Source organism: Acinetobacter sp. neg1 (genome assembly GCF_000788125.1).
Lineage (GTDB): Bacteria > Pseudomonadota > Gammaproteobacteria > Pseudomonadales > Moraxellaceae > Acinetobacter > Acinetobacter vivianii.
The window spans coordinates 77706-103966 of record NZ_JSZD01000022.1 but is presented as its reverse complement, the minus strand read 5'-3'; the positions used below and the strand labels follow the sequence as shown (position 1 = coordinate 103966).

Annotated in this window: 27 protein-coding genes and 2 tRNA genes; 6 read left to right on the top strand and 23 right to left on the bottom strand. The window is 44.2% G+C overall.

What is annotated here, in order from left to right; translation table 11 throughout:
- Positions 1 to 100: 100 nt before the first annotated feature.
- From PJ15_RS17880 to guaA, 3 genes are all read right to left on the bottom strand, one after another.
- Positions 101 to 1030, bottom strand: a complete 930-nt coding sequence (locus PJ15_RS17880) for a LysR family transcriptional regulator (protein ID WP_047433085.1) — start codon at positions 1028 to 1030, stop codon at positions 101 to 103.
- 120 nt (positions 1031 to 1150) lie between these two features.
- Positions 1151 to 1939, bottom strand: a complete 789-nt coding sequence (locus tag PJ15_RS17875; protein WP_047433083.1) for an ANT(3'')-II family aminoglycoside nucleotidyltransferase — start codon at positions 1937 to 1939, stop codon at positions 1151 to 1153.
- A 71-nt stretch (positions 1940 to 2010) separates the two neighbouring features.
- Positions 2011 to 3579, bottom strand: coding sequence for a glutamine-hydrolyzing GMP synthase (guaA, locus tag PJ15_RS17870; protein WP_005255720.1), 1569 nt, complete (start codon positions 3577 to 3579; stop codon positions 2011 to 2013).
- A 443-nt stretch (positions 3580 to 4022) separates the two neighbouring features.
- Between guaA and PJ15_RS17865 the strand changes: the two genes are divergently transcribed.
- Positions 4023 to 5249, top strand: coding sequence for a DUF445 family protein (locus PJ15_RS17865; RefSeq protein ID WP_171062171.1), 1227 nt, complete (start codon positions 4023 to 4025; stop codon positions 5247 to 5249).
- A gap of 48 nt (positions 5250 to 5297) precedes the next feature.
- On the opposite strand, the gene PJ15_RS17860 is transcribed toward PJ15_RS17865, so the two are convergent.
- Entirely contained in the window at positions 5298 to 5666 is a 369-nt protein-coding gene (locus PJ15_RS17860) for a NirD/YgiW/YdeI family stress tolerance protein (protein ID WP_005255721.1), read from the bottom strand.
- A 145-nt stretch (positions 5667 to 5811) separates the two neighbouring features.
- Positions 5812 to 6228 (bottom strand): DoxX family protein, encoded by a 417-nt coding sequence (locus PJ15_RS17855; RefSeq protein WP_004773284.1) that lies wholly within the window; start codon positions 6226 to 6228, stop codon positions 5812 to 5814.
- A 234-nt stretch (positions 6229 to 6462) separates the two neighbouring features.
- On the opposite strand from PJ15_RS17855, the gene PJ15_RS17850 reads away from it, so the two are divergent.
- A complete protein-coding gene (locus tag PJ15_RS17850; protein WP_004773285.1) occupies positions 6463 to 7101 on the top strand; it encodes a DedA family protein in 639 nt (212 codons plus the stop codon).
- 13 nt (positions 7102 to 7114) lie between these two features.
- On the opposite strand, the gene PJ15_RS17845 is transcribed toward PJ15_RS17850, so the two are convergent.
- From PJ15_RS17845 to PJ15_RS17825, 5 genes are all read right to left on the bottom strand, one after another.
- Positions 7115 to 7705 (bottom strand): LysE family translocator, encoded by a 591-nt coding sequence (locus tag PJ15_RS17845; RefSeq protein WP_047433081.1) that lies wholly within the window; start codon positions 7703 to 7705, stop codon positions 7115 to 7117.
- A 209-nt stretch (positions 7706 to 7914) separates the two neighbouring features.
- On the bottom strand, positions 7915 to 8304 hold the full coding sequence (locus tag PJ15_RS17840) for a hypothetical protein (protein ID WP_004773289.1): 390 nt from the start codon (positions 8302 to 8304) through the stop codon (positions 7915 to 7917).
- Positions 8305 to 8313: 9 nt separating this feature from the next.
- Positions 8314 to 9156: a ParA family protein gene (locus PJ15_RS17835; RefSeq protein ID WP_004773290.1), complete on the bottom strand. Its 843-nt coding sequence runs from the start codon at positions 9154 to 9156 to the stop codon at positions 8314 to 8316.
- Positions 9157 to 9236: 80 nt separating this feature from the next.
- Complete coding sequence (locus tag PJ15_RS17830; RefSeq protein ID WP_047433080.1) at positions 9237 to 9629, bottom strand: SirB2 family protein; 393 nt, start codon at positions 9627 to 9629, stop codon at positions 9237 to 9239.
- A gap of 9 nt (positions 9630 to 9638) precedes the next feature.
- On the bottom strand, positions 9639 to 9947 hold the full coding sequence (locus PJ15_RS17825; protein WP_004773293.1) for a BolA family protein: 309 nt from the start codon (positions 9945 to 9947) through the stop codon (positions 9639 to 9641).
- Positions 9948 to 10136: 189 nt separating this feature from the next.
- On the opposite strand from PJ15_RS17825, the gene PJ15_RS17820 reads away from it, so the two are divergent.
- Both PJ15_RS17820 and PJ15_RS17815 read left to right on the top strand, forming a co-directional pair.
- Positions 10137 to 10212 (top strand) — tRNA-Gly (locus PJ15_RS17820).
- A 45-nt stretch (positions 10213 to 10257) separates the two neighbouring features.
- Positions 10258 to 10333, top strand: a tRNA-Gly gene (locus PJ15_RS17815).
- A 186-nt stretch (positions 10334 to 10519) separates the two neighbouring features.
- Here the strand turns inward: PJ15_RS17815 and PJ15_RS17810 are convergent.
- The 7 genes from PJ15_RS17810 to PJ15_RS17780 all read right to left on the bottom strand — a co-directional run bounded on the left by PJ15_RS17810 (position 10520) and on the right by PJ15_RS17780 (position 19118).
- Positions 10520 to 11875, bottom strand: coding sequence for an MFS transporter (locus PJ15_RS17810; protein ID WP_047433077.1), 1356 nt, complete (start codon positions 11873 to 11875; stop codon positions 10520 to 10522).
- A 121-nt stretch (positions 11876 to 11996) separates the two neighbouring features.
- Positions 11997 to 13022: an enoyl-CoA hydratase/isomerase family protein gene (locus PJ15_RS17805; RefSeq protein WP_047433075.1), complete on the bottom strand. Its 1026-nt coding sequence runs from the start codon at positions 13020 to 13022 to the stop codon at positions 11997 to 11999.
- Positions 13023 to 13034: 12 nt separating this feature from the next.
- Positions 13035 to 13808 (bottom strand): enoyl-CoA hydratase, encoded by a 774-nt coding sequence (locus PJ15_RS17800; RefSeq protein WP_047433072.1) that lies wholly within the window; start codon positions 13806 to 13808, stop codon positions 13035 to 13037.
- A 21-nt stretch (positions 13809 to 13829) separates the two neighbouring features.
- Positions 13830 to 14957, bottom strand: a complete 1128-nt coding sequence (locus tag PJ15_RS17795) for an acyl-CoA dehydrogenase family protein (protein ID WP_047433070.1) — start codon at positions 14955 to 14957, stop codon at positions 13830 to 13832.
- A 10-nt stretch (positions 14958 to 14967) separates the two neighbouring features.
- Positions 14968 to 16617, bottom strand: coding sequence for an AMP-binding protein (locus PJ15_RS17790; RefSeq protein ID WP_047433068.1), 1650 nt, complete (start codon positions 16615 to 16617; stop codon positions 14968 to 14970).
- A gap of 81 nt (positions 16618 to 16698) precedes the next feature.
- Positions 16699 to 17589 carry a 3-hydroxyisobutyrate dehydrogenase gene (mmsB, locus tag PJ15_RS17785; protein ID WP_047433064.1) on the bottom strand — a complete coding sequence of 297 codons (891 nt, stop codon included), beginning with the start codon at positions 17587 to 17589 and terminating at the stop codon, positions 16699 to 16701.
- An 11-nt stretch (positions 17590 to 17600) separates the two neighbouring features.
- Positions 17601 to 19118: a CoA-acylating methylmalonate-semialdehyde dehydrogenase gene (locus tag PJ15_RS17780; protein WP_047433061.1), complete on the bottom strand. Its 1518-nt coding sequence runs from the start codon at positions 19116 to 19118 to the stop codon at positions 17601 to 17603.
- Between the two features lie 165 nt (positions 19119 to 19283).
- Between PJ15_RS17780 and PJ15_RS17775 the strand changes: the two genes are divergently transcribed.
- Complete coding sequence (locus PJ15_RS17775; protein WP_004773305.1) at positions 19284 to 20165, top strand: LysR family transcriptional regulator; 882 nt, start codon at positions 19284 to 19286, stop codon at positions 20163 to 20165.
- A gap of 66 nt (positions 20166 to 20231) precedes the next feature.
- On the opposite strand, the gene PJ15_RS17770 is transcribed toward PJ15_RS17775, so the two are convergent.
- The 4 genes from PJ15_RS17770 to PJ15_RS17755 form a co-directional block, all read right to left on the bottom strand.
- Entirely contained in the window at positions 20232 to 21668 is a 1437-nt protein-coding gene (locus tag PJ15_RS17770; protein WP_005255738.1) for an amino acid permease, read from the bottom strand.
- 193 nt (positions 21669 to 21861) lie between these two features.
- Positions 21862 to 22221, bottom strand: coding sequence for a RidA family protein (locus PJ15_RS17765; protein WP_005290913.1), 360 nt, complete (start codon positions 22219 to 22221; stop codon positions 21862 to 21864).
- Between the two features lie 10 nt (positions 22222 to 22231).
- Entirely contained in the window at positions 22232 to 23335 is a 1104-nt protein-coding gene (alr, locus tag PJ15_RS17760; protein WP_047433057.1) for an alanine racemase, read from the bottom strand.
- Positions 23336 to 23359: 24 nt separating this feature from the next.
- Positions 23360 to 24616 (bottom strand): D-amino acid dehydrogenase, encoded by a 1257-nt coding sequence (locus PJ15_RS17755; protein WP_047433055.1) that lies wholly within the window; start codon positions 24614 to 24616, stop codon positions 23360 to 23362.
- A 139-nt stretch (positions 24617 to 24755) separates the two neighbouring features.
- On the opposite strand from PJ15_RS17755, the gene PJ15_RS17750 reads away from it, so the two are divergent.
- Complete coding sequence (locus tag PJ15_RS17750) at positions 24756 to 25223, top strand: Lrp/AsnC ligand binding domain-containing protein (RefSeq protein WP_004773316.1); 468 nt, start codon at positions 24756 to 24758, stop codon at positions 25221 to 25223.
- Positions 25224 to 25283: 60 nt separating this feature from the next.
- Here the strand turns inward: PJ15_RS17750 and PJ15_RS17745 are convergent, their stop codons facing one another.
- The gene (locus tag PJ15_RS17745) at positions 25284 to 25652 is read right to left on the bottom strand and encodes a ribonuclease E inhibitor RraB (RefSeq protein WP_005255750.1); all 369 of its coding nucleotides are present in this window, start codon (positions 25650 to 25652) and stop codon (positions 25284 to 25286) included.
- Between the two features lie 126 nt (positions 25653 to 25778).
- Entirely contained in the window at positions 25779 to 26261 is a 483-nt protein-coding gene (locus tag PJ15_RS17740) for a GNAT family N-acetyltransferase (RefSeq protein ID WP_047433052.1), read from the bottom strand.

Sequence of the window (26261 nt, the reverse complement as noted above, 5' to 3'; positions counted from 1 at the left end):
AGGTCGATTTCAAAGAGAGAAAAATACCCTAACAAATGACGTTTTTTATCCACTAGACCACAATCAACAAAAGCTGGATTCGTTTTTTTCGAACGACCACTTAAACCGACTGCTGTATGGTTTTTTGAATGGCGATATCCCAACTTGGGGTATGCCCGATTTTTTTTGATAGAAATTGAACCAGAGCCTGAATCTTTGGTGAAGCTCGATTTGATACGCGATAAACGACGGATATATTACCTCCCGATGGAGAAAATGCGGGCAAGATGACTTTGAGTTGTTGCTGGCAAATTGCATCAGCTGCCAAAAAACCGGGCAAAATCGCAATCCCTAACCCCAGTTTTGCGGCCTCCAGTAATTGATGACCACTGTCACTGCGCATATAAGGAGAAATCCGGAAAAACGCCCTTTCCCCATCTACTGGCAATTGCCACATCCCATGAGGTTCACGCGGCAAGTAAAGCAAACCACGATGACGGAAAAGCTCATTTGGATGTGTTGGAGTACCATGGGTCTGTAAATAATCTGGGCTCGCACAAATATAATGACGATTTTCAGCAATGGTTTGGCTGATCAAGTTAGAGTCAGGCAACTCTCCCATACGAATGGCTACATCATAATTTCCATTATTCAAATTCACAAAATAATCAGACGACTCTATATCCAGTTTCAGATCAGGATACATTTTCATGAATTCTGCCAGATCAGCAGCCAAATACCGAATGCTAAACCCCTGAGGTACAGATAAGCGGAAGTTACCTCTTAAATGATCATGGTGAGCGCTGATTGACTCTTCGAGATGACTGAGCTCAGCCAAAATCTTGATAGACTGCTGATAAAACTCCTGTCCCGCATCTGTACATTGCATGGTTCTGCCACGATGAATAAGTGCCGTAGCCAAACGTTGTTCGAGTTGTTGAATCCGCTGGCTCACGACAGATTTCGTAATACCTAAACGCTTTGCAGCATTGGTAATGCTTCCTGCTTCAATGACAGCAATATAGGTCTGCATTTCTATAATCTGATTCAAACACACCCCCCAAAGCGGGTTTTATTTAAGACAGATATTAGGTCTAAGCAAGCCAATTTGAATAGTCTGTTATTGCAATACTCAGTCTTATTCCTGAAACGACCTGAAAAATATCCTTTATTATTTTATTTTCAGGCCCTTTTTATCAAAAAGAGTCTCTATGTGCTGACTCAGAAAATCAACGATAGGCTGTAAAGCTTGATGCTGACTTGGCCAGTCCTGTTTTGTCATCTCGCCTTTATACTCTTGCACCATTCGTTGTAAGACGGGCTGATCTTTTTCCTCGAGTTGAGCGATCACCCATTGGGCAGCATGCGACTTAGAAACAATCTCACCTAAACTCAAACTAAAATAGATTCGGCATAACGCTAAAATCTGGTTACGTTCATCACCATCTTCATCCCAATGTGCCATTATTGATGGATAAAGGTCTGCCATCGCTTGCCAAAGTTGCTGATCTGGAATCTCATCTGACCAACTTGTTAAATCAGGCCCAAACAACGTTCGGTGATGCATGTGCGCTTTCTTTAACAAGATACTGATGTCTGGATCATTTTGTGCTGACAGCTGCCCTCCATCGATGAGTTCCTCACGCAACCATTCCCCAAACTGTAATTCATAACTTAAAGGATATCTGCCTGAAATCACTTCTTCTTTGAGCAAGACAGTTACTTCAAGTGCTCGTTGCAATCCACCAATTGGATGTGAAAGCGTTAATAAAGCTTGTGCAAGCTGCTGTCGCTGAACGTGTGTTAGAGGTTGAGTAACCACCACCAGAAGATCCAGATCACTTTCCGGGCCTAAACCGCCATCAACAGCCGAACCATACAAGTAAATCGCAAATAATGATTCTGCAAATAGAGCATGTAAATATTCTTGTAACTGCTGAAGCTGAAATTTTTCTGACATTTTTCAATCTCCTGAACAGCCGAGCAACTGACATAAAAAAAGGCAGGATTTAATCCTGCCTTTTCATTTCATTATTCCCACTCAATCGTTGCTGGTGGTTTAGATGACACGTCATATACAACACGTGAAACATCTTTAATTTCATTCATGATACGGGTTGAGATTTTATCAACCAATTCGTATGGCAAGTGAGCAAAACGCGCTGTCATAAAGTCAACCGTTTCAACCGCACGAAGTGCAATCACCCATGCATAACGACGACCATCACCGACAACACCTACTGATTTCACAGGTTGGAATACTGCAAATGCTTGTGCAGTTTTGTCGTACCAGCCGCTGTCACGAAGTTCTTGCATAAAGATATCATCAGCAAGACGAAGAATATCAGCATATTCTTTCTTCACTTCACCCAAGATACGCACGCCCAAACCTGGACCTGGGAATGGATGACGGTAAATCATGCTGTGCGGTAAACCAAGTGTTGTACCTAATTTACGTACTTCATCTTTGAACAAGTCACGTAATGGCTCAACCAGATCAAACGCTAGATCTTCTGGTAAACCACCCACGTTGTGATGTGATTTGATCACGTGCGCCTTACCTTGTTTGCTTGCAGCAGATTCGATCACGTCTGGGTAAATCGTACCTTGTGCCAAGAATTTCACGCCATCAAGTTTACGTGCTTCTTCTGCAAATACTTCGATAAATTCACGACCAATGATTTTACGTTTTTTCTCAGGATCAACTTCACCCGCCAATGCAGACAAGAAGCGTTGTTCAGCATCTGCACGGATCACACGGATACCCATGTTGTCTGCAAACATTTGCATCACTTGATCACCTTCGTTTAAACGAAGTAAACCATTGTCTACAAATACGCAAGTTAACTGGTCGCCAATCGCTTTGTGTAATAACGCAGCAACGACTGATGAATCCACACCACCAGATAAACCTAATAGAACTTTTTCATCACCAATTTGTGCGCGTAACTGTTCTACACGTAAATCGATGATGTGTTCAGGTGTCCACAGACCACGGCAACCACAAATCTTGTGTACAAAGTTAGACAGTAACTCAGCACCTTTGGCAGTGTGTGTTACTTCTGGATGGAACTGTACGCCATAGAAACGACGAGTTTCATCACTCACCGCAGCAAATGGGCAGCTTGGAGTGCTTGCAGTAACTTGGAAACCTTCAGGAATCGCACTTACTTTATCGCCATGACTCATCCATACGTGAAGCTGGTTCTCGCGATCTTGCAAGTTACCAATCAGATTGTCACGTACCAGAATATCAACTTCTGCATAACCAAACTCATGTACTGTACCTGGCTCTACTTTACCGCCAAGCTGTTCAGACATGGTTTGTAAACCATAGCAAATACCCAACACTGGTACACCAAGTTCAAATACAACTTGCGGTGCGCGTGGGCTTCCTTCTTCATGTACGCTCTCAGGGCCACCTGATAAAATAATCCCGTTCGGATTAAACGCACGAATGTCTTCTTCAGACATATCGAATGCATACATTTCAGAATAGACACCTGCTTCACGTACACGACGTGCAATGAGCTGGCTATATTGAGAGCCGAAATCCAGAATAAGGATACGATCTTCAGTAATTTGAGTATTGGTCGTCATGGTTCATCTTAAAGGCAAATGAATTAAGCGCCACATTCTAACATTTTTCACGCTTTGACGCACCGCAATTCATCATCTATCTTGCATTTTAATCCGGCCTTGCCATCAGCCCTGATATTTAAACTAAAATTTCTCCACAAGCCCCTTATTTAAGCGATTTAAATCAACAAAACTCACCGATTCTGCTCAACACAAAACAAAAATTGGTGCTAAGATGATGGCTCGAAATAGGGATTACCATGGAAAGGTATTCAATCGACAGCATCGTTGCCTTTTTATGCGATTGTGATGTCCTTAATTAAAGGAAAAATAAAAAGGTAATACAGCATCTCAAGGTCTTGGTAGATCACCAATGTCCTAAAATATTTTACTATCATCTAGCGCTTGCCCGACCACGAGCAACAATTAGGACTTGAAGGACCAATAAAATAATGTTTCAAGAAATGATTGCGGATTTTCACCAAAATTTCTGGCTATATATTTCCATTCCATTTATCAGCGGCTTTATTGGTTATGTGACCAAAGTCATTGCGATTCAAATGATGTTTTCTCCCCTCGAATTTAAAGGGTTGAGATTATTTGGACTCCCACTCGGATGGCAAGGGATTGTGCCACGCAAAGCTGAAAAAATGGCGACCACAGCCGTTGAGCTAATGACCTCCAAGCTCATCAAACCTGAAGAAATCTTTGCCAGACTCGACCCCAAACGTATTGCACAGGAAATTGAAAAACCGTTAATGGCGGCTGCCGAGGATATTACTCGTGAAGTCGCACAGCAATATCAGCCCGGTTTATGGGAAGGCATGCCAGAGTTTGCCCGTCAAAGACTGATTAAGCGGGTTCAGGCCAAAGCCCCTGAAATTGTTGAACACATTATGAGTGAAGTACAGAAGGATGTTGCCAAGTACTTCGATATCAAGCATATGGTGGTCAACAACCTACTCAAAGATAAGCGTCTCCTGAATGAAATCTTTAAAAAAGTCGGCAAACAGGAATTCAAATTCTTTAGTAATGTCGGTTTTGTATTTGGTTTCGCGATTGGTGTGGTGCAAATGCTGTGCTGGATCGTCACGCAAGGTAAATATCCATGGATGTTGCCGATGTTTGGCGGCTTCGTCGGTTTCTTTAGTGACTGGATGGCCCTGCAAATGATGTTCCGCCCGTTATATCCGAAAAAAATTATGGGCTATACGTGGCAAGGTTTATTCATTAAACGTCAGAATGAAGTGGCGGCTGATTATGCTGCGTTGATTTCAAAACAGTTACTCACCTCTCGCAACATGATGGAAGAACTATTTTCGGGTACACATTCAGACAAAGTCATTGAACTGGTCAGCCGTCAGGTCAAACAGGAAATTGATTTACAGGCAGGTATTGTTCGCCCACTGGTAGTCTATGCAATCGGCGGTGAGAAATATCAAAACCTGAAAGCTGATGTGGCTGAACGTATTTTAAAACAGCTTCCAGACACCATGCGCTACGTTGAATCTTATGCTGAAGACGCGATGAATGTACGCAATACCTTAGTTGAGCGCATGCAGAAACTAAGCCCTGAAGAATTCGAAGGAATGCTGCGTCCAGCCTTTAAAGAAGACGAATGGTCTTTGATTATTGTCGGTGCGGTGCTTGGTTTCCTTGTCGGGGAAATGCAGATTCACTTTATGCTTTAAAAATATGATACCCAATAAAAAAAGGAAGCTTCAGCTTCCTTTTTTTAATTAATGGGCATGTTTTTCAATTTTGACAACTTCGATATCAGTCGGCTTATAACGATGTGTATCAACTTCACCGACGAGACGCACATGGTCACCGACTTTTAGGTTTGCTTGACGCCAGATATCATCATCAATTTCGACACCAATCGTCCCGCTCTTGTCTTTAAACTCATAATGATCACCTTTCAGATGTTTAGTGATCTGGCCTGTCAACGTAATGCCAGTTTCATCAGCAAGTTTTGCCACCTGACTGACGGTTACGACATTCTTCGCCGCCTCCTGCACAATGACATGGTCATCTTTACCTGCCCAAGTCGCTGTTGATAATCCCGCTAAAACCACAATCCCACAACTTGCGATGATTTTTTTCATTTCATTTCCTGTTTTGTTCTAAAGTCTTATGATCTAAACAGAAATAGTCGCTCATGTCGGCTTAAGTTTGTAATCAAGCGTAATTCATGTAAGTCATATAGAGGCTTAGCCCCGCTGATGAAAGCGGGGCAATGTGTTGCACTTATTATTTTTCAATTAGGTGATCAAGGCTAAAACGGCCTGCACCATACAACATGAGCGCGAAGAAACCACCTGCCATCGCAAAGTTCTTCATAAAGTTAATCGCATCTTCGGCACCATTATGAAAGATAAATGCAGTGAGAATGCTAAAGATACCCAAGCCCAGCGATGCAAAACGTGTCTGGAAGCCAAACAGTAAAGCCAAACCACCACCGAACTCCATCAGAATCACAAGCGGAAGTAACGCAGCTGGTACGCCCATTGATTCCATATAGCCAGCAGTACCTGCATAACCTACAATCTTGCCCCAACCAGCAACAAGAAAGATATAAGCCAGTAATAAACGTGCAACTAAAATGACACCATTTGCTACGCCAGATTGCGTTACGATATTTTTTACAACAACATTCGGATTAAACATGGTTGGTTCCACACTGTTTGTTTTTTAACATGGAGCCAGTTTATGTATCTTTGTTTATGCAATAAACACCATATTAGTTAACATATCGTTCTTTATTTGCAACAATAAAAAGATTAAATCAGCTTTCCTATCAAATGTTTCCCTTGCAAAGTTACTAATTAATTAGCTTTTTATACTGACATTCTAATGATGCACTGCTAGGATTTAGTCCACATTTATAGTGTTAACATCTTCATGGAACTCATTGATTTTATTCTGCACGTTGACGAACACCTTTTAGAATTTATTACCAATTATGGCGTGTGGATTTATGCCATTTTATTTTTAATTATTTTTGTTGAAACTGGTTTGGTGGTGATGCCATTTTTACCAGGTGACAGTCTGTTATTTGCAGCAGGTGCATTGGCTGCTTCAACAGGTGCAATGGATCCATGGGTTTTAGGTATTTTATTATTTATCGCAGCGGTACTCGGCGATACCGTCAATTACCACATTGGTCGCTACATTGGCCCGCGCGTTTTTGAAACCAATTCTCGTTTTATCAATAAACAACATCTGATCAAAACCCAGCATTTCTTTGAACGTCATGGCGGTAAAACGATTATTTTTGCCCGTTTTGTACCCTTTGCCCGTACTTTTGCTCCATTCGTGGCAGGTGCAGGCAGCATGAACTATAAGTATTTCCTGACCTATAACGTGATTGGCGCATTCTGCTGGATTGCATCGTTTATTACACTGGGTTATTTATTTGGCAACATGCCAATCGTGAAGGATAATTTCACTCACTTAATTTTCGGTATTATTATTATTAGTGTGTTACCGGGTGTGATTGGTTTTATTCGTCAAAAACTGAGTAACCGCAAAGGCCAATAAATCAAATTTCGGTTTAAAACAAACGAAAGATCATTGGTAACATACAAATCAGCAATAACACAGCCGATCCTTTATATAAATGATCGGCTTTAATTCCAATCAAGCTTCCTGCCAATAAAGCACGTCCAAATAACATCCAGAAAATACTGACGGGCAAAAGTACCAGACTAAACACTGCAAAAACGATGGCTGCATTTTCGAGTGAATTCCAGGTTTCACTTGGGAAAATTCCTGCTGCCAACAAAACCGTTTTCGGGTTCTTTAAGGTCGACATAAACAGTTGTCTTTTACGGATATGCGGATGATGCTGATCGTGTTTTTGTAGATGTGAACTTTTCCAGAGATGAAAAGCCATCCAAAGCACATAGAGCAAACTGGCTGTATGTAAAATCGCGCCTAAAGCAGGCCAGATCGGATCAAAAAGATGAATGAACAGCGCCCATAAACTAATGCCGTACAAATATCCCAACCATTCGATTGGAATAAATTTCATGGTTTTAGGTACACCTTGTTGGTGGGTTGCACTGGCAAGTAAAGCGTTGGTCGGACCAGGAATCAGTAACACTGCCAACATCGCCAAAACAAAAAACCAACTCTCAATCATACACATACCGAACGACTATACATGGGCGCCACCTTAAACGAATTTAGGGCAAAAATACAAATTTCGGTAATAAAAACAGCAGGTAAAATACAGAATTTCAGGATAGATAAATTTTTAAGCGTTTAATTTTTATCATTATTTTTTGAAACATTTTGCGATAATTTAGTTACTTATCACCATAACGAATTATGGTGATAAGGAGGCAAAAATTATGATTTTGGACGTTGTTTTACGATAATTGGGCAGCCTTTAAACTTCGCAGCCTGCACGATCGCATCTTGCTGACCCATCACTTTGGCAAGCTCGGTATTCTTGGTATTCATCGACTGGCCCATATTTACAGAGATAGATGGTCCAAAGCCCCAACCGCCACGACCCCAGCCACCACCAAGTCCAACACCCACGCCCATACCGGTACGTTTTGGTGTTTCCACACCATTTTCAATATAGAGCTGAATACGGTTGTATTCGGCTTGTAGTTGCTGGCAGTTCAAGGTCTGATATTGCGTAGGTGAAACATAAGCTGGCTTAACCGTTGATGCACAAGCACCCAAGAGCATACTTGCAGCCAAAACAGGCATCCAATATAAGCGTTTCATAGTGTTCTCTTATTTCTTAGATTCAATCTCATTGAACAGCGTGACATAAGCAAGCGTCAATTTATGTTCAGATGCCAAATGAACCAGTGGTAAATTCTTTTGATGTGATTCTTTCATCAAGATCGAGGGCGGCAACATGCTATCGAGCACAGGCAAGCCTTCATCTTTTAATTGTTGAACCACTTCTCGAGGTAATTTTGCCTGAGACTGGAACTGATTGACCACAATTCCCTCAATCTCAAGGCGATCATTATGATCATCTTGGGTTTCGAGGACATTTTCAATCAAAGTTTGTAACGCACGTTTTGAGAACACATCACAATCAAATGGAATCAACACACGATCTGCTGAAATCAGCGCAGATAAAGTAAAGAAGTTAAAGGCAGGTGGTGTATCAATAAAGATACGGTCATAACGCGCGCTGAGTGACTGAATTGAATCACGTAATTTATAAATTTTATGTTTACTTTCCAGTGCATGCTCTAGACTGCCAAGACTTGGACTGGCAGGAATGACATCCAGATTTTCAAATGATGAGCGGTGAACAAAACTATCCAGACCTTTGCCACGAGGTGCTTTTAAAATTGAACCAATGGCATTGCCAATCAGGCCTTTTTGCTGTGTGGTACCTAAAACATCATCAAAGAAATTTTCAATATTGGGTTCTAACGCTGCTTTGTCCGCAGAATAGGTTGCATCTTCACCTAACAGGTACTGGCTCGAATTTGCTTGTGGATCAAGATCAATGACCAGTGTTCTCAGGCCCTGTTTTGCACTAATTGCAGCCAGATTGACGGTAATACTTGATTTCCCCACACCACCTTTCTGGTTAAACACCACACGCGTTAACATGATTTCCCTCTACCCTATTTTTTTAAACTGCACGCAGTTTAACCTAGTGCAAAAACAATTTCTAAAACAATGTCCAACAATCAGGCAAAAACCGGTTTAATCATTACAAGACCGAGAATCCCGACCATAGCCACTGTACCAATCAACAAACCTGCACGGCGTTGTTCCAATAAGATACTGCTGTCTTGCTTATAGGTTTTGATCAATGACGACCACAACACAAAGAACAGGATGACTTTGGCATAGAACCACGGCTGTACATCAAAGTTCTTCATCGCCAGTAAGATCACACCCGTAACAATAATCAGGGTTAAAGATAAATGCTGTAAGCCGACCATCGCTTTACGGGCCTTTAGATTAGGCTGCTGATCCTGTACACCCACAAATAATGTTGAACCGCGTAATACAAAAGCAATAATCAACAAGCTCATTGCAATCATATGAATCATTTTAGTGATGAAATGTAGGTCCATGATCCGTCCTTAACCTTTTGGTGCATGTGCACATTCAGGGCTAGCAGGTGCTTCACCTTGCCATTCATCTGGTACATAAGCATGAATTGCCAAAGCATGGATGCGGCCCGGACTCATTAATTCCGCTGCAACGGCATAAATTTTTTGATGACGCTGTACCAGACGCAAGCCTTTAAATTCATCACTCACCACAATCACTTTGAAATGTGATTCTTTACCTGGGAAATAACCACCATGCCCTGCTGACTCATTGAGCACTTCGAGATGGGTGGGTGCCAGTGTTTGTAAACGTTCAATCAACTGTTGTTCTAAGTTCATGAGTCAGGCTGTCCGGTCAGATTGAGATAGCTCATTAGTATACATGACCTCACTTGAAGCGAAACTTTTATCCATTTTTTTGCTTTCAAGCTGTTTTTTCCATGAAAATGCTTTTATTTTATGCAATTAAACAATTTCTTTGCATAAAGTTGTTGACCCTCATTTTGCTTAATGTATTATAGCTGGCACGCGGGAATAGCTCAGTTGGTAGAGCATAACCTTGCCAAGGTTGGGGTCGCGAGTTCGAGTCTCGTTTCCCGCTCCAGATTGGTTTTTTTAAGTGTAAGTTTTAGTAAAAACTGCTCAATATGCGGGAATAGCTCAGTTGGTAGAGCATAACCTTGCCAAGGTTGGGGTCGCGAGTTCGAGTCTCGTTTCCCGCTCCAAATTTAAAAGGCCCTAGTCGAAAGATTAGGGCTTTTTTCTTTGTCTCAATATTCTGCTCCACGTGGAACATCAAAAATAATGAAGCGCAAATATTGGATCTCTCTTCTTTGCTTATAAATCCTTAAAAATAAAAAGGCGTTCCTCAGCATCGAGCAACACCTTTTCATTTCATTTTGAACAAACAGCTATTCTGTCATCTTGGCTTGCAGTTTGACGTCTTGCTTGTTATTCTCCATTGCCAATGCCTGCTGACTGTGATCTCGTGGCATAAATGAAGTGGCAATAATGGCAACAACTGCCATCGAACCGATATACAACATGATCAAGTAAGGATTTCCACCGCCAACGCTCAATAATTTTGTCGCAATCAGCGGTGCAAGACCACCACCGACTACACCTGCCAGCTGTACCGAAATCGAGATACCGCTATAGCGAATTTCTGCGGGAAACTGTCGGGCAAAAAGTTGTGCCTGAGGCGCATACATAATCGGAAAAACCACACCGATTGCCAATACAATTGCCGTCCAGACCAGCACAGGATCTTTGGTATTAAGCATACTAAAGAAGGGATAACAATACAGTGCCAGCACGCACAGACCAAACATGAACATATTGCGCTGTCCGACTTTATCAGACAAATGTCCACATAATGGTGTCATCACTAAAATCACGGCGGCACCACAAATGGTGGCAAATAGAATTTCCTGTCTGGCGATGCCCAGTTGTGTGGTGGTGTAGGCCAAAGTAAAGGTAGAGGCAATATAAAACCATGCATTCTCTGCCGCACGTGCCACAATAATGCTAATCAATTGCTTAGGGTGTTGCTTAAATACCTGTAAGGCAGGGACTTTAACTTCTTCAGCTTGTTGTTTCACTTTTTCAAAGTCTGGCGACTCTGGTACTTTCACCCGAATATACCAACCAACTGCCAGTAAAATAATGCTCGCTAGAAAGGGAATCCGCCAGCCCCAGCTAAACAGGGCTTGTTCAGGTAATAAAGATACCAGCCCAAGCGCGATAGAAGCCAACATCAAACCGCCACCGGTACTGGCTTGGGGAAGGCTGCCCCAGAAGCCTTTTTTGCCTTCTGGCGCGTGTTCAACCGCCATCAAAACTGCACCGCCCCACTCGCCACCCATCGCCATACCTTGGATAAATCGCAAGATCACCAAGCCGATTGCAGCCCAGTAACCAATTGACTCATAGGTCGGTAACAGACCGATCAGCACTGTGGGTATTCCCATCAGCATCAAGGTCAACAGTAACATCGATTTGCGGCCAATCTTGTCACCAAAATGCCCAAATACCAGACCGCCCAGAGGTCGGCCAATGAATCCCACCGCATAGGTTGCAAAGGCAGCGAGTACGCCCGTCAGTGGATCAAGATTCGGAAAAAATAATTTATTGAAAATTAAAGCTGCTGCTGCACCGTAAATAAAAAAGTCATACCACTCAATGGTGGTCCCGACCATACTGGAGATACCTGCCAGTCGATGAGATGACTTTTTAGGAGATGAACCGTTTCCATGTGTTGTTTGCATCGTCATTTTCCTTTCTTGGATATTCTTGTTTTATATTTTTGTGCTGATGCTCAATCCTGATCACCAGCATGTTCAGATGGTTGATACTCCTTGATGTATGTAGATAGAAGGGAGAGTGAATTTAGCTTAGTTTTTCCAGAATCTGTTCCAGTTCAGGATTCCGCTGTTGCCATTTTGGCTGTTTGTCTTTATCGACAATTAAGGCGCGCACACCTTCAATAAAATCACCATGTTCAAACCAGATATCCTGTAAGTCCCGTTCCAGTTGCATACACTGCTGTAAAGATAATCCACGCCCCAAATACTGTAATTTCAGGCTGGTTTGTTTGGCGATAAAGGAACGTTGCTGCAAAATATCCAGCATCTTGCTGGCCCAAGCTTTGAACTGTTCTTCCTGTTCATGTTCAAGGCTATACTCGATCTCATCCAGATATTGAAAACCGAAATGTTTACGGATCGGTTCAATGAGTTGCTTGAGTTCACTTTCAGCAGGACGGGTAATAAAACGGGCAATGATCTGTTCAATATTGGCTTTGCTCAGGTTCGATGCTGCAATCAATGCCTCTTGTAAGGAAGACAATTGCTCACTCGGCACATGGTAATCAATCAGATCAAGATAGAGCGCATCACTGCTGCTGATCTGCTCTCCCGTAATCGCCATATACACGCCGATATCATCCAGCCGAGACAGGAAATGAGTCGCACCGACATCAGGGAAAAATCCAATCGCAGTTTCAGGCATGGCGAATCTGGACTTCTCACTACTCACCACAATATGACACGCTTGAGCCAAGCCAAAACCGCCACCCAGCACATAGCCATCAAGTATCACGATCACAGGCTTTTGATATTCGCGTAGCAGATTCAGCATTTTATATTCGGCGCTGAAATAGCCTTTATAATCAGCCGTTTCATTCTTATAACTGTCATACAGATAACGGATATCGCCACCCGCACAAAAGGCTTTGGGACTATTTGATTTGAACAAAACCGCCTGAATGGCAGCATCATTGCGCCACAGTTCCAGTTGTGTGCAGATGCCCTCAATCATATCGAGCGATAACGCATTCAAATGCTTGACCCGATCCAGACTGATGACGCCTAAGCTACCTTGTTGCTCAATCATTAAGTGATTTTCTGTATTCATTTTCTTGATCCCTTATTGATTTTTAAAGTTTGCCTGCCGTTTTTCCACAAAGGCCTGCATCCCCTCTTTTTGATCCGAAGTTGCAAAAATCGAATGGAACATACGACGTTCAAAACGCAAACCTTCAGTGAGATTGACCTCGAAGGCACGATTGATGGTTTCTTTCAGCATCATATTGGCAGTCAAAGAGCGTGCTGCAATTTTTTCTGCGGCTTGCAAGGTTTGTTCCAGTAATTCTTCTTTGCCAAACACACGTGCCACCAGACCACTTTGCTCTGCCTCTACTGCACCCATTTGCCGTGCGGTAAAGCACATTTCCATGGCTTTGGCTTTCCCAATCGCATGGGTTAAACGCTGTGTACCGCCAATGCCTGGGATAACACCTAAAGTCACTTCGGGTAAACCAAACTTGGCATTGTCTGCACAATAGATAAAGTCACACATCAATGCCAGTTCACAACCACCACCCAGAGCATAGCCACTCACTGCAGCAATAAGCGGTTTACGGCGTTGCGCGATACGATCTGCCAGATGGAAAAAGTCGTCGAAGTAAATATCTGGAAATGCCAGATCAGCCATTTCCTTAATATCTGCACCTGCAGCAAAAGCCTTTTCAGAACCTGCCAATACGATGCAGCCAATCTCACGATCTTTCTCTAACGCATCCAACGCCTGATTGATTTCACTAATCGATTCACTATTCAGCGCATTCAAGGCTTGCGGACGATTGAGAGTAATCAGTCCAACACCATTACGCTTTTCTAATAAAATACTGTTCCACTGCATGCTTTATTCCTTGCTTTGCTTTTATAGACTACGTGCGATCACTAAACGCTGGATATCGCTAGTGCCTTCATAAATCTGACAAATACGTGCATCACGGTAGATCCGTTCAATCGGGAAGTCTTTCAGATAGCCATAGCCACCAAATACCTGTAATGCGTTTGAACAGACGCGCTCTGTCATTTCTGAGGCAAATAGCTTGGCCATTGACGCTTCATTGAGACAGGGTTGCCCTGCTTCTTTGAGCCGTGCAGCGTAATGCACCAGTTGTCGGGCCGCTTCGATCTCGGTCGCCATACTGGCAAGACGGAATGCCAGTGCCTGATGCTCAAAAATTGGTTTACCAAAGGTTAATCGTTCTTTGGCATAGCGCGTGGCTTCTTCCAATGCCGCCCGTGCCAGACCGACTGCCTGTGCGGCAATGCCAATACGACCACCTTCCAGATTGGCAAGCGCGATTTTTAAACCTTCACCTTCTTTACCCAGCATCAGGCTTTTATCAATACGTACATCTGTCAGGGCAATCTGGCAGGTATCCGAAGCATGTAAGCCAAGTTTTTCTTCCACCCGAATCACTTCATAACCCGCTGTCTCGCGTGGCACAAGGAAGGCACTGATGCCCTTTTTACCCGCACTTGGATCAGTCACGGCAAATACGATAATCACGCCTGCATTATCACCCGAGGTAATAAATTGCTTGGCACCATTCAGAATGTAGTCATCGCCATCTTTCACCGCGCGGGTTTTAATGGCTGCCGCATCTGAACCTGTATGCGGTTCAGTCAGGGCAAAAGCACCGATCATTTCACCCTGTGCCAATGGTTTTAAAAAGCGTTCTTTTTGCTCATCGGTACCAAATTTTAAAATCGGCACACAGCCCACCGAGTTATGTACACTCATAATGGTTGAGGTCGCACCATCTGCCGCAGCGACTTCTTCAAGTGCCAACACATAGGCCAAATTACCTGTGTCAGAACCGCCCCATTGCTCAGGAATCAACATGCCCATAAAACCGAGCTGCCCCATTTGTGCAAGTGCATCTTTTGGAAATGTACCATGTCGATCCCAATCACTGGCATTAGGTTTAATCTGTTCTTGGGCGAAACTTTTCGCCATATCACGTATTAAGACTTGTTCTTCGGTCAATTGCATCTTGTGTTCCTTACCCTGCCTTTGCTTGCTGTTTCGCAATTTCCTGATTACGTAATAAAAAGCGCTGAATTTTGCCACTTGGTGTTTTCGGCAGTTCAGTCACGAACTCGACCAATCGTGGATAAGCATGTGCTGATAAGCGTTTTTTCACAAATTGGCTCAGCTCTTCCGCCAACTGTTCCAAAGGTTGAATACCCGCAGCCAAAATCACGAAAGCCTTCACTACTTCGGTACGGTCAGGATCTGGTACACCAATTACGGCTGCTTCAACTACAGCATCATGTTCCAGCAAAGCACTTTCCACATCAAAAGGCCCGATCCGATAACCCGATGTGGTGATTACGTCATCACTACGACCAACAAAGCTCATGCTGCCATCCGCATGTAACTCGGCGGTATCACCTGTGAGATAGTAGTGCCCAACAAAAGGGGATTTACGACTTTCTTTATAGCCGCTAAACCACATCATTGGAGACTGGCGAATATCCACGGCTAGAATTCCTGGGGTATCCGCTGGAAGCTCCTCACCCTGTTCATTGACCACCGCAACGCGATAACCCGCACTCGCAAAACCTGCCGAACCTGCACGAATCTCATGAGTTAAACCATGATGATTACACACCACCATGCCGACCTCAGTCTGTCCATAATGGTCATAAATTGGGGCATCCAGAACCTGCTTAAACCAGCGAATCACTTCAGGATTCAACGGTTCGCCCGCACTGCTAACCACACGGAACTGGCCTTTTAACAGCGCCATCTGAGCAGGATCAGCCGCCATCATCATGCGATAAGCCGTTGGCGCTCCAGCCAGATTGGTAATCTGATAATCCTTTACGATCTGACACAGGCTATCGGTACTAAAGCCCCCTTCGTAGAACAAGGTGGCATGACCCAAGAATAGTGGCCCTGTAATGGCGTAATACAAACCATAAGCCCAACCTGGATCGGCAATATTCCAAAACGAATCTTCTTCTCTCAAACCAATGGCATCTTGCATATAACGACCAAAAGCCAGCAAGGCTTTTAACGGCACTTCTAGCGGTTTGGCAGGCCCTGTGGTGCCCGAGGTAAACATGAGTAGAAAGGGATCCTGGATGCTTCGCATCACCAATTCACATTGATCAGACTGCTGATTCACTTCATCCCAAAAATTGAAATCACCTGACTTCAGCGGCGCACCTTGTGGATCAGCAACCGTGACAATCGCTGGACAATGTTCGATCTCATCCAGTTTGCTGCGGTTCGCCACATCGGTTACCACCAGCTTACTTTGTGCCAGTTGCAGACGATGCTCAATTGCCTTGGGCCCAAAGGCTGTAAATAAGGGCTGATATACGGCGCCAATACGCCAAGCCGCGAAAATCGTCACCAGCAGTTCAGGCGTTCTCGGCAATAGACCTGAAATACGATCACCTGCTTCCACACCTTGCGACTTTAAAAAGTTGGCAAATTGACTCGACCATTGCTGTAACTGGCGAAAGGGATATTGTTCTTTTCGACCATCTTTGCCTTGCCAATACAACGCGATTTTGTCGCCTTGCGCATGTCGATCACAACATTCATAACAGGCATTCAGTGCATCCATTGAACCTGATAGCATTTGTTTTGCAGTACTTTCCAGATCGAAAGCCTGTACCGTCTCTTTATAATTCAACATCTGTGTTCCCTCAGTCTGGATTCATTGTTATTCATGACAGGGTTTAATTTCTGAATAAAAGCCATCCTTTGGCTTTAGTTTTTATGCCTCTGGCGGCAGGTATTGCTGAATAATGCTAGAAAAATCGAGATGCGCATGACCACGCATGCACATTTGCTGATACAGCTGCTGCACCATTCCGCCTAATACCACAGGCTGCTTCACCTGCCCTGCAGCTTCAACTGCAAGCCCCAAATCTTTCAGCATTAACTGCGTGGCAAAACCATCCTGATAGCCACGAGAGGCAGGAGCATTTTCACTGATATGTGGCCACGGGTTACAGACTTCCGAACTCCAGCAACGACCGCTTGAAGTGTTGATCACGCCTGCCAAAGCTTGTGGATCAATGCCAAGCTTGGCACCCAATGCCATTCCTTCAGCCACCGCAGCCATGGAAATCCCGAGAATCAGGTTATTGCAGATTTTGGCAATCTGCCCTGCACCGACATCGCCACAATGCACCACGTTTTTGCCCATGTGACTGAGTACAGGTTTCACTTCATCAAAGGTCTGATCATTTGCACCGACCATAAAGGTCAGCGTACCCGCTTGTGCACCAATGGTGCCACCTGAAACAGGCGCATCGCAAATATGAATATTTTTACTTTGGGCAATGGCAGCAATGTCTTTAATGGTTTGTGGGTCAATGGTACTGCTATCAATGCATAAGCTGCCTGCTTTCAGCACTTCCAGCACGCCATCTTCGCCCAGATACACCTCTTTAACATGCTTTGCCGCAGGTAACATGCTAATTACCACGTCAGCTTGTTTCGCTGCTGCTTGCGGGCTGTCGCAAACCACACCACCCGCCTCGGCAAAGTGCTGAATTGCCCCTTCGCTGAGGTCATAACCATATACTGTAAGTCCGGCTTTGAGCAGGTTTTGAGCCATTCTGCCGCCCATATTACCTAGACCGATAAAGGCGATATTCATCCGTGATCCCCTTAACGTAAACTAATGGTCGTGTTTACAGTGCCCACTTCGTGGCTGTCTTCAAACCAGCGACTGGTAATGGTTTTGGTTTGTGTATAGAACTGCACTGCCTGTTTGCCGTAAGGTCCCAAATCACCAAGTTTTGAACCACGGGAACCGGTAAAGCTAAAGAAGGGTACAGGCACTGGAATTGGAATGTTGATACCGACCTGACCGATATCAATCAGGTTCTGGAAAGTACGCGCAATCGCGCCACTTTGCGTGAATAATCCTACGCCATTACCAAATGGATTAGCATTGATCAACGCAATTGCTTCTTCAAGCGTATCAACACAAATAATCGACAGTACTGGGCCAAAGATTTCTTCTTTATAAATACGCATGTCGGTATTCACGCCACTAAAAATCGTCGCCCCAACAAAGTTGCCGGCTTCATAGCCTTGCACCTGAACATCACGACCATCAAGTAGCAGCTCTGCACCTTGCTCGACACCGCTATGAATCAAATCCAGTACACGGGCTTTGGCACGTTTTGAAATGACTGGACCAATATCGGTATTTGGCTCATGCCCTGCATTCACTTTTAAAGTCTTGGCTTTTTCAACCAATTCTGGAATCCAGTGTTTACTATCACCAACCATCACCGCAACTGACAACGCCATACAGCGTTGCCCTGCTGCACCAAAAGCCGCACCGACCAAAGCATTCAGGGTTTGTTCCTTATTGGCATCTGGCATCACGGCGACGTGATTTTTGGCACCCATCATCGACTGCACACGTTTGCCATGTTGCCCTGCAAGGTTATAGACATGTGTGCCGACCGCAGTCGAACCAACAAATGAAATCGCTTTAATATCAGTATGAGTACATAGGCGATCCACCACTTCTTTACCGCCATGCACAACATTGAGCACACCCGCTGGAATGCCTGCCTGAATCGCCAGTTCTACCAGCATCATAGTCGACAGCGGATCTTGTTCAGATGGTTTTAAAACAAAGGTATTGCCACAGACGATCGCCATCGGGAACATCCACAACGGAATCATGGCTGGGAAATTAAACGGCGTAATGCCCGCGCACACGCCCAACGGCTGCTGCAAGGTATACGTATCAACACCACGCGCCACACCTTCGACGTATTCACCCATTTGCAAGGTTCCGACTGAACAGGCATGTTCAACCACCTCTAAACCGCGTTGAATATCACCTTCCGCATCCGCCAGCGTTTTACCTTGTTCGGCAGTCAGTACCTGTGCAATTTCTTTCATGTTGGCACGAATCAGTTCTTGCAGTTTGAGCATGATACGCATACGTGCCTGAATCGGGGTTTGACGCCATGAAGCAAAAGCGTCTTGTGCAGCCTGGATCGCCGCATCAACTTCCTGAGTCGTTGCAAAGGGTACACGACCAATCACTTCCTGAGTCGCAGGGTTGACAATGTCTTGCCATTGCTGTGTTTCAGACTCGATAAAATTGCCGTTAATGAGTAATTTGGCGGTTTCCAACTGGATGTTCTGGATTGTATTCATAACCTCTCCATAGGTCGTATTTTTATTGTGTTAAATCATCGGAAATACACTTTGGTGGTATTTTCCTGATTGGGCTTTTATCTGAGACTAACAAAGAAAGCTTTGACCACCAATGGAAATTCATGCACGATTATTGTGCAAATATGCACAGGGAATACAATAACAATGAAAGTGGATTGGGATCATCTACAATTTTTTCTGGTTTTGGCAAGAACCAAGACCTTGACCAATGCAGCACGCGTGATTGGGGTCGAACATAGTACTGTCGCCAGACGCATTCAGGCTTTGGAACAGGCTTTAGGCACCACTTTATTTAAACGTGAAGCAACGGGGTATGAGCTTACCCTTGAAGGTATGGCGCTAGTCCCACGTGTTGAGCAAATGGAACAGGCCTTCCTACAGATTGATAAACCGCATCAGCCCTTACAAGGTCGTGTGCGAATTGGCACACCCGAAGGCTTTGGTACCGCATTTTTAGCCCGTTTGCTGGCGGAGTTTTCGATCCAATATCCATTGCTCACCATTGACCTGATTCCCGTACCGAAAATGATTAAGTTGTCGCACCGTGAAGCGGATATTGTGGTGTCGATTGAGCGTCCAACATCGGGACCTTATATTATTACGAGACTCTCTGATTATTGTTTAAAGATTTATGGCAGTCAGCACTATCTGGCACAAAACCCGCCAATTCGTGGGCTGGATGATTTAACCCAACATCGTTTTGTCAATTATATTGATGATCTGGTGTATAGCCCTGAGCTGTATTGTCTGGAACGCTTACCCTTGAAGCTAACCGCCAACTTCCGGAGCAGCAGTATTCTGGCACAACAAATTGCAGTGAGTGCAGGCGCAGGACTGGCCATTTTGCCCAAGTTTCTGGCCGATGATAAACCTGAGCTTGAAGCCGTGTTAGAACAGCAAGTGCGCTTTACCCATACCTTCTGGATGCTGACTTTTGTGGATCTACAACATGATCCGCGCATTAAGCTGGTTTGGGATTATTTACGCAAACAGGCAGATCAATACCAACAGTTACTGGTGGATTAAACCCATTCAAGCAAAGCATAAAAAAGCCGATCTCTATAGATCGGCCTTTAATCAATTCGCTATGATTTATTGCACCAGTTCACGACCGAGTTTTTTCATTCTTGGCTTATACAGCAACTGATAGGTCACCGCCAACAAAATCACCCATAATGGACTGACATAGAGTGCTTTTAAAGTATCTGGTTCCAATGCCAAAATCACCAGTGCAAACAGCAAGAAGGCAATCACGACATAGGACATGAATACACCACCTGGCATTTTAAACTTCGATTGAGCATGTAATTCTGGGCGTAACTTACGGTAGCGGATATAGCACACCATAATCAGACTCCAGACACTAATGAACAGAATCACACAGAGGGAGCTTGCCAAAGTAAAGGCTTCAAGGGTATTCGGTACAAAGTATTGCAGTACTGCCCCACCCATAATGAACACACATGAAAAGATCAAACCATTAGCAGGTACAGCACTTTTTGATAATCGCCCAAATGCATTCGGTGCCTGACCATCTTTAGATAGACCAAACAACATACGGCTGGTCGAGAATACCCCACTGTTCATGGAAGACATTACCGAAGATAGCACCACCAGATTCATGATAATGGCCGAGGTCACAATCCCCGCATTCATGAACAATTCCACAAATGGACTCTTGTCCGCACGAATAATATTCCATGGCGTGACCGACATCACCACCAATAAAGCCAGTACGTAAAACAGAATAATACGGATCGGAATCGCATTAATCGCTTTTGGCAAGTTCTTATGCGGATCTTTGGTTTCAGCCGCGGTCGTTCCAATCAGCTCTACCCCGACAAAGGCAAAGACTGCGATCTGGAAACCCGCCAAGAAACCATCCAGTCCTTTAGGGAACATCCCGCCATGAGACCAGACATTACTGAGCGATGCGACCGTCCCATGCGGAGCCTGAAAATGGCTAAAGATCATATAGCCGCCAACGCCAATTAAACCGAGGATCGCCAGAATCTTGATCAAGGCAAACCAGAATTCAACTTCACCAAACAAACGTACCGTCAGCAGGTTTAAGAACAGCACAAACAGGACACAGCCTGCACTGATCGCGGCCTGCCCGATCGGGGTAAACATGGTTCCTTCGGGCAACCAGAAAGTTAAATAATTGATCACGGCGGCCAGATCGGCAATCCCGACCAGTACCCAGCCCAACCAGTAAGTCCAGCCTAGATAATAACCAGCCCAAGGCCCAATCAGGTCATGAGCCATGTCCACAAAAGATTTATAGTGTAAATTTGCCAGCAGCAACTCGCCGAGTGCACGCATCAAAAAGAAAAACATGCCACCGATAATCATGTAAATAAACAGAATCGATGGGCCTGCAAGTGAAATGGTTTTTCCTGAGCCCATGAACAGGCCCGTACCGATGGCACCACCAATTGCAATCAGTTGCAAATGGCGGTTAGAGAGTTTGCGCTGCAAGTCATGGGGCGACTGTTCGCCTTCTGACTGTTGATGTGTAACCGTCATAACAAAAAGTTCCTTTTTACGATTCCCTCATGAGCCAGCCTGTTATTGTTGTGCTATTGCTAGCCGTCCATTCCTGCGGGCTGACTCATTTTTAATTGCAAGAAAATACGTATCTCACTACGTTTTATCTACTGCAAATACGTTACTTTTCTTCTTTTTTTATATTTTTTAAGCAAAAATAAAGCGGATCGCTTTATTTTTGTGCTGCAACAACTGCAATTTCGATCAACCACTTTGGATTCACCAGATCAGCCTGAATGGTTGCACGTGAAGGCGCAACATGACCTTTTAACCAGTCAATCCAGATGGTGTTGACCACAGGGAAATCTGAAAGATCTTTTAAAAACAGTTGCGCAGATAGCAAGCGAGATTTATCTGTCCCTGCTGAAGCAAGTAACTGTTCGATCGTTGCAAGGATTTCACGGGTTTGTCCTTCAATATCCAGATCCGCATTTTTAGGCACCTGACCAGACAAATACACCACCTTATTGAATACGGTTACAGCACTCATCACTTCATTGGTATTGATCTTTTGAATATCTGAATTTGACATGATTATTTCCTTATTCCTGATTGATAAAATTGACACGTGCCGTCACGCCGCACATCAGTTCATAACCGATCGTGCCTGAGGTCGCTGCGACATCGTCAATAGGTAAAATTGTTCCTGTGCTGGATTGGCCCCATAGCACTACTTCACTGCCCACTTGCGCATCATTGATCGGGGTCAAGTCCACCGCCAACATATCCATGCTGACACGACCAATGGTTCGGGTTCGAATTCCATTGACCAGTACTGGCGTACCTGTTGCTGAAATCCGTTGGTAACCATCGGCATAACCACACGCCACAATACCGATCCTGATTGGTTGTTCGGCCACATAGCTGGAACCATAACCGACACTTTCATTGGCATTGAGCTGCTGTACAGCAATGATTTCGCTGCGCAAGCTCATGGTCGGTGCAAGGCCCCAGTCCTGAATGCTGTGTTTGGGGTAATCGGGAGAACTGCCGTACAGCATGATGCCGCCACGCACGTAATCCGATTGCAATTGATTCTGATATCTTAAGATTGCAGCACTATTACTGACCGACCTTTCGCCCGGTAAATCCTGAATCGTGGCTTCAAATTCGCTGAGTTGATAGTCAATGCCCTTCTGGCCAAAACGCTCCCCATCCGCATCAGAGAAATGCATCATATGGGTAATACTGGCAATTTTGTCTGATTGGCTAAGTTGCTGCCAGATCTCACGATATTGCTGTGGCTTGAAACCTAAACGGTTCATGCCACTGTTCATTTTCAGGAAAATATCAAACTGCGCTGGATACGGATGGTGCTGTAACCAGACCATTTGCTGCTCACTATGCACCGTAAAACTTAATTGGTACTGTGTACAATCAAACAGGTCTTGTGGAGAGAAAATTCCTTCAAGCAGTAAAATCGGGCCTGTCCAGCCTAAAGCGCGCAAACGTTTTGCTTCCTCGATATCGAGTAAAGCAAAACCATCGGCACTTTTAAAAGATTCATAGACCCGTTCAATCCCATGCCCATAAGCATTGGCTTTGACCACAGCAAAGACTTTGCTGTCGGGTACAGACTGCCTGACCACCGCCAGATTCTGGCGTAAGGCTTGGGCATGGATCACCGCAGTAATCGGACGAGGCATACTAAACTTCCTTGTAAACCATATTTATGCGGCGTGTGAATAACGCTGAATAGATAAACCATCTGTACTGATATCTGGGCGATGATTCATCACCAGATCACTGATCAATTTGCCAGAACCACATGCCATGGTCCAACCCAATGTACCGTGACCTGTATTCAGGAACAGATTCTTATATTTTGTTGCACCAATAATCGGGGTACTGTCTGGGGTCATCGGACGTAAGCCTGTCCAGAACGATGCCTGAGTCAAGTCGCCACCCGGGAACAAGTCCTGAGTCACCATTTCCAGCGTGGCACGACGATCTTCTTTCAGACCTAGGTTAAAACCACTCAGTTCTGCCATACCACCGACACGGATACGCTGGTCAAAGCGCGTTAAGGCAACTTTATAGGTTTCATCCAGTACCGTTGATTGAGGTGCAAATTTTGGTTCTACAATTGGAATAGTCAGTGAATAACCTTTCACTGGATAAACAGGCAAATTCAGCTCAAGCGGCTTGAGGAAATCACGTGAATAACTACCAAATGCCAAGACATAGCGATCGGCTGTCAGGACTTCACCATTGACCACAACACCTTTGATCTGATCGCCTTCAACAACCAGATTCTCGACATTTTGATCGAATTTGAAGTCCACGCCCAAGTCTTGCGCCAATTTTGCTAAAGCATTGGTAAAGAGGTAACAATCGCCTGTTTCATCATTCGGCAAATGTAAACCACCCACCAGTTTATCGGTAAAGGCTAAAGCGGGTTCGACAGCACCCAATTCTTGAGCGTTCAACAAATCGAAATCAACGCCACACTCTTTGAGTACTTCAATATCACGCTGCACCGCTTCAAGTTGTGCTTCGCTACGGAACACCTGTAGCGTACCCTTGGCACGGTTTTCATAGTTGATGCCTGTTTTCGCTCTTAAGTCACGTAAGCAGTCACGGCTATATTCTGCAACACGCATCATGCGTTCTTTATTCACCGCATAGCTTTGTGGATTACAGTTTTTCAGCATCTGTGCCATCCACTGCAACTGCCACATGCTTCCATCAATATTAATGGCTAACGGTGCATGATGCTGGAACATCCACTTGACGGCTTTAAAAGGAATACCGGGAGCAGCCCACGGCGTTGAATATCCTGGGGAGATTTGGCCTGCGTTACCAAAGCTGGTTTCTTTTGCAGGTCCTGATTGACGGTCAAGCACCGTCACTTGCGCACCTTGTTGTGCAAGATAATAGGCACTTGCCACACCAATGACGCCACTTCCTAAAACGATTACGCGCATTGTCGTTCCCTCACGCACACACTAGTTTATTTAACTAGTATATTTTTGGATCAATAGTTTTTTTCACTGATTTTATGAGTATAATCTAGGTAATTTAATGTTTTCGTCACGGAAAAACTAAAATAAAAGGGAATATATGATGCGTAAATTAGACCGTATTGATCGCCTGATTTTAGATATTTTGCAACGTGAAGGACGTATTGCGATTAGTGAACTGGCTTCACGGGTCAACTTATCGACCACGCCTTGTTCAGAACGGGTCAAGCGCTTAGAACGTGAAGGCATCATCATGGGCTACTACGCCCGACTTAATCCTGAATATGTCGATCGTAACCTGTTAGTGTTTCTGGAAATTAAACTGTCAGCAAAATCAGGCGATGTATTTGATCAGGTCGCACGTGATTTGGTGGATATCCCAGAAGTATTGGAATGCCATCTGATTTCAGGGGAGTTTGATTATCTGGTGAAGGCGCGTCTTAAAGAAATGAGTGCCTACCGTCGTCTCTTAGGGGATTTACTGAAAAAACTGCCAGCCTCTGCTTCTTCGCATAGCTATGTGGTGATGGAAGAAGTGAAAGAATCTTTGTATCTGGATATGGGTGTGTAGCATCCAACCATAAGCAATAAAAAAGCCCTTTTCAGGGCTTTTATTCAAACAGCAGTAAGATTACTCATCTTCTTCATCATAAATATAGCTCATACAACCCCAGCCATCATATTCACCATTAAACTCCTGCGCGATACGGGTCATCCATTCTTCCAGATCCGCAATATCTTCGTATTCCAGCGTCATGTTAACGTGAATATTCAGAACCCACAGATCAGAACCGTCCGAGTGCTGTTCTTCCTGAAACAGGGAAATTTTCTGTTCTTGATGCAAAAGGTGTAAAGCACATTTTTCAATTTGTTCCTGCTTCTCAAAAACAATCGAAAATTCAACTTCATGTGGCTCATTCAGGTCATTGCCATCTTCAACCATTTGCCACAGTACGTTGCCGTTATCATTATCTGGAAATTTGTCATAGTCACGTGTCATATGCATATCCTTTGTTGTGTTTTGGAGTTGATATTTGGCTATAGGTTAACCGATTTTTATTTCAATTTTTATACGTGTTAATAGGAATATTGTAGTCAAAAAATGATCAACCCAAAATATCGTGGCTTACTGTATTTCAATACAGTCCAAGCACAACACCACCTGATCTAAACAACGAATCCCATTTTCATAAATCGGCGCCGGATAATCTCTAAACACATCACGTTCTATGTGCGACATACGAAAGCCACATTTTTGATAAAGTGCCAATTGATCCAGACTGGAGTTGCCCGTCTTGACCCATAAAGTATGGATATGCATCTGTTTGGCAGATTCAATTGCATGTTGAATCAATCTTTTAGCCAAGCCCTGCCCTTGATGGTTTTCAGCCACAGTCAGATTTTTAATTTCAGCTTGATCATTCGTTTCCAGTAAACATAACTGGGCAATGATCTGTGCCTGCTCATCTAGCATGAGGAATAGATTCGATTGAAACAGATAACTTGAAACTTGCGCCCAATCTGGATCGGCTTCGAGCAGCAAAGTCTTGAGTTGTGCTTGTTGCATAGGCAGCAAAGTCTGCCAGTGCACCTGTTGAATCGAATACAT

Coding starts and splice junctions, on each gene's coding strand:
- PJ15_RS17875 (WP_047433083.1), bottom strand. CDS start 1,939: ATGTCAGAAAAATTTCAGCTTCAGCAGTTACAAGAATATTTACATGCT.
- PJ15_RS17790 (WP_047433068.1), bottom strand. CDS start 16,617: ATGTTGAATTATAAAGAGACGGTACAGGCTTTCGATCTGGAAAGTACT.
- PJ15_RS17745 (WP_005255750.1), bottom strand. CDS start 25,652: ATGACACGTGACTATGACAAATTTCCAGATAATGATAACGGCAACGTA.
- PJ15_RS17860 (WP_005255721.1), bottom strand. CDS start 5,666: ATGAAAAAAATCATCGCAAGTTGTGGGATTGTGGTTTTAGCGGGATTA.
- PJ15_RS17795 (WP_047433070.1), bottom strand. CDS start 14,957: ATGCAATTGACCGAAGAACAAGTCTTAATACGTGATATGGCGAAAAGT.
- mmsB (WP_047433064.1), bottom strand. CDS start 17,589: ATGAATATCGCCTTTATCGGTCTAGGTAATATGGGCGGCAGAATGGCT.
- guaA (WP_005255720.1), bottom strand. CDS start 3,579: ATGACGACCAATACTCAAATTACTGAAGATCGTATCCTTATTCTGGAT.
- PJ15_RS17770 (WP_005255738.1), bottom strand. CDS start 21,668: ATGACGGTTACACATCAACAGTCAGAAGGCGAACAGTCGCCCCATGAC.
- alr (WP_047433057.1), bottom strand. CDS start 23,335: ATGCCTCGTCCGATTACTGCGGTGATCCATGCCCAAGCCTTACGCCAG.
- PJ15_RS17835 (WP_004773290.1), bottom strand. CDS start 9,156: ATGTTAACGCGTGTGGTGTTTAACCAGAAAGGTGGTGTGGGGAAATCA.
- PJ15_RS17830 (WP_047433080.1), bottom strand. CDS start 9,629: ATGGACCTACATTTCATCACTAAAATGATTCATATGATTGCAATGAGC.
- PJ15_RS17840 (WP_004773289.1), bottom strand. CDS start 8,304: ATGAAACGCTTATATTGGATGCCTGTTTTGGCTGCAAGTATGCTCTTG.
- PJ15_RS17805 (WP_047433075.1), bottom strand. CDS start 13,022: ATGAATACAGAAAATCACTTAATGATTGAGCAACAAGGTAGCTTAGGC.
- PJ15_RS17850 (WP_004773285.1), top strand. CDS start 6,463: ATGGAACTCATTGATTTTATTCTGCACGTTGACGAACACCTTTTAGAA.
- PJ15_RS17740 (WP_047433052.1), bottom strand. CDS start 26,261: ATGTATTCGATTCAACAGGTGCACTGGCAGACTTTGCTGCCTATGCAA.
- PJ15_RS17780 (WP_047433061.1), bottom strand. CDS start 19,118: ATGAATACAATCCAGAACATCCAGTTGGAAACCGCCAAATTACTCATT.
- PJ15_RS17755 (WP_047433055.1), bottom strand. CDS start 24,616: ATGCGCGTAATCGTTTTAGGAAGTGGCGTCATTGGTGTGGCAAGTGCC.
- PJ15_RS17825 (WP_004773293.1), bottom strand. CDS start 9,947: ATGAACTTAGAACAACAGTTGATTGAACGTTTACAAACACTGGCACCC.
- PJ15_RS17855 (WP_004773284.1), bottom strand. CDS start 6,228: ATGTTTAATCCGAATGTTGTTGTAAAAAATATCGTAACGCAATCTGGC.
- PJ15_RS17845 (WP_047433081.1), bottom strand. CDS start 7,705: ATGATTGAGAGTTGGTTTTTTGTTTTGGCGATGTTGGCAGTGTTACTG.
- PJ15_RS17865 (WP_171062171.1), top strand. CDS start 4,023: ATGATTGCGGATTTTCACCAAAATTTCTGGCTATATATTTCCATTCCA.
- PJ15_RS17800 (WP_047433072.1), bottom strand. CDS start 13,808: ATGCAGTGGAACAGTATTTTATTAGAAAAGCGTAATGGTGTTGGACTG.
- PJ15_RS17765 (WP_005290913.1), bottom strand. CDS start 22,221: ATGTCAAATTCAGATATTCAAAAGATCAATACCAATGAAGTGATGAGT.
- PJ15_RS17750 (WP_004773316.1), top strand. CDS start 24,756: ATGCGTAAATTAGACCGTATTGATCGCCTGATTTTAGATATTTTGCAA.
- PJ15_RS17810 (WP_047433077.1), bottom strand. CDS start 11,875: ATGCAAACAACACATGGAAACGGTTCATCTCCTAAAAAGTCATCTCAT.
- PJ15_RS17775 (WP_004773305.1), top strand. CDS start 19,284: ATGAAAGTGGATTGGGATCATCTACAATTTTTTCTGGTTTTGGCAAGA.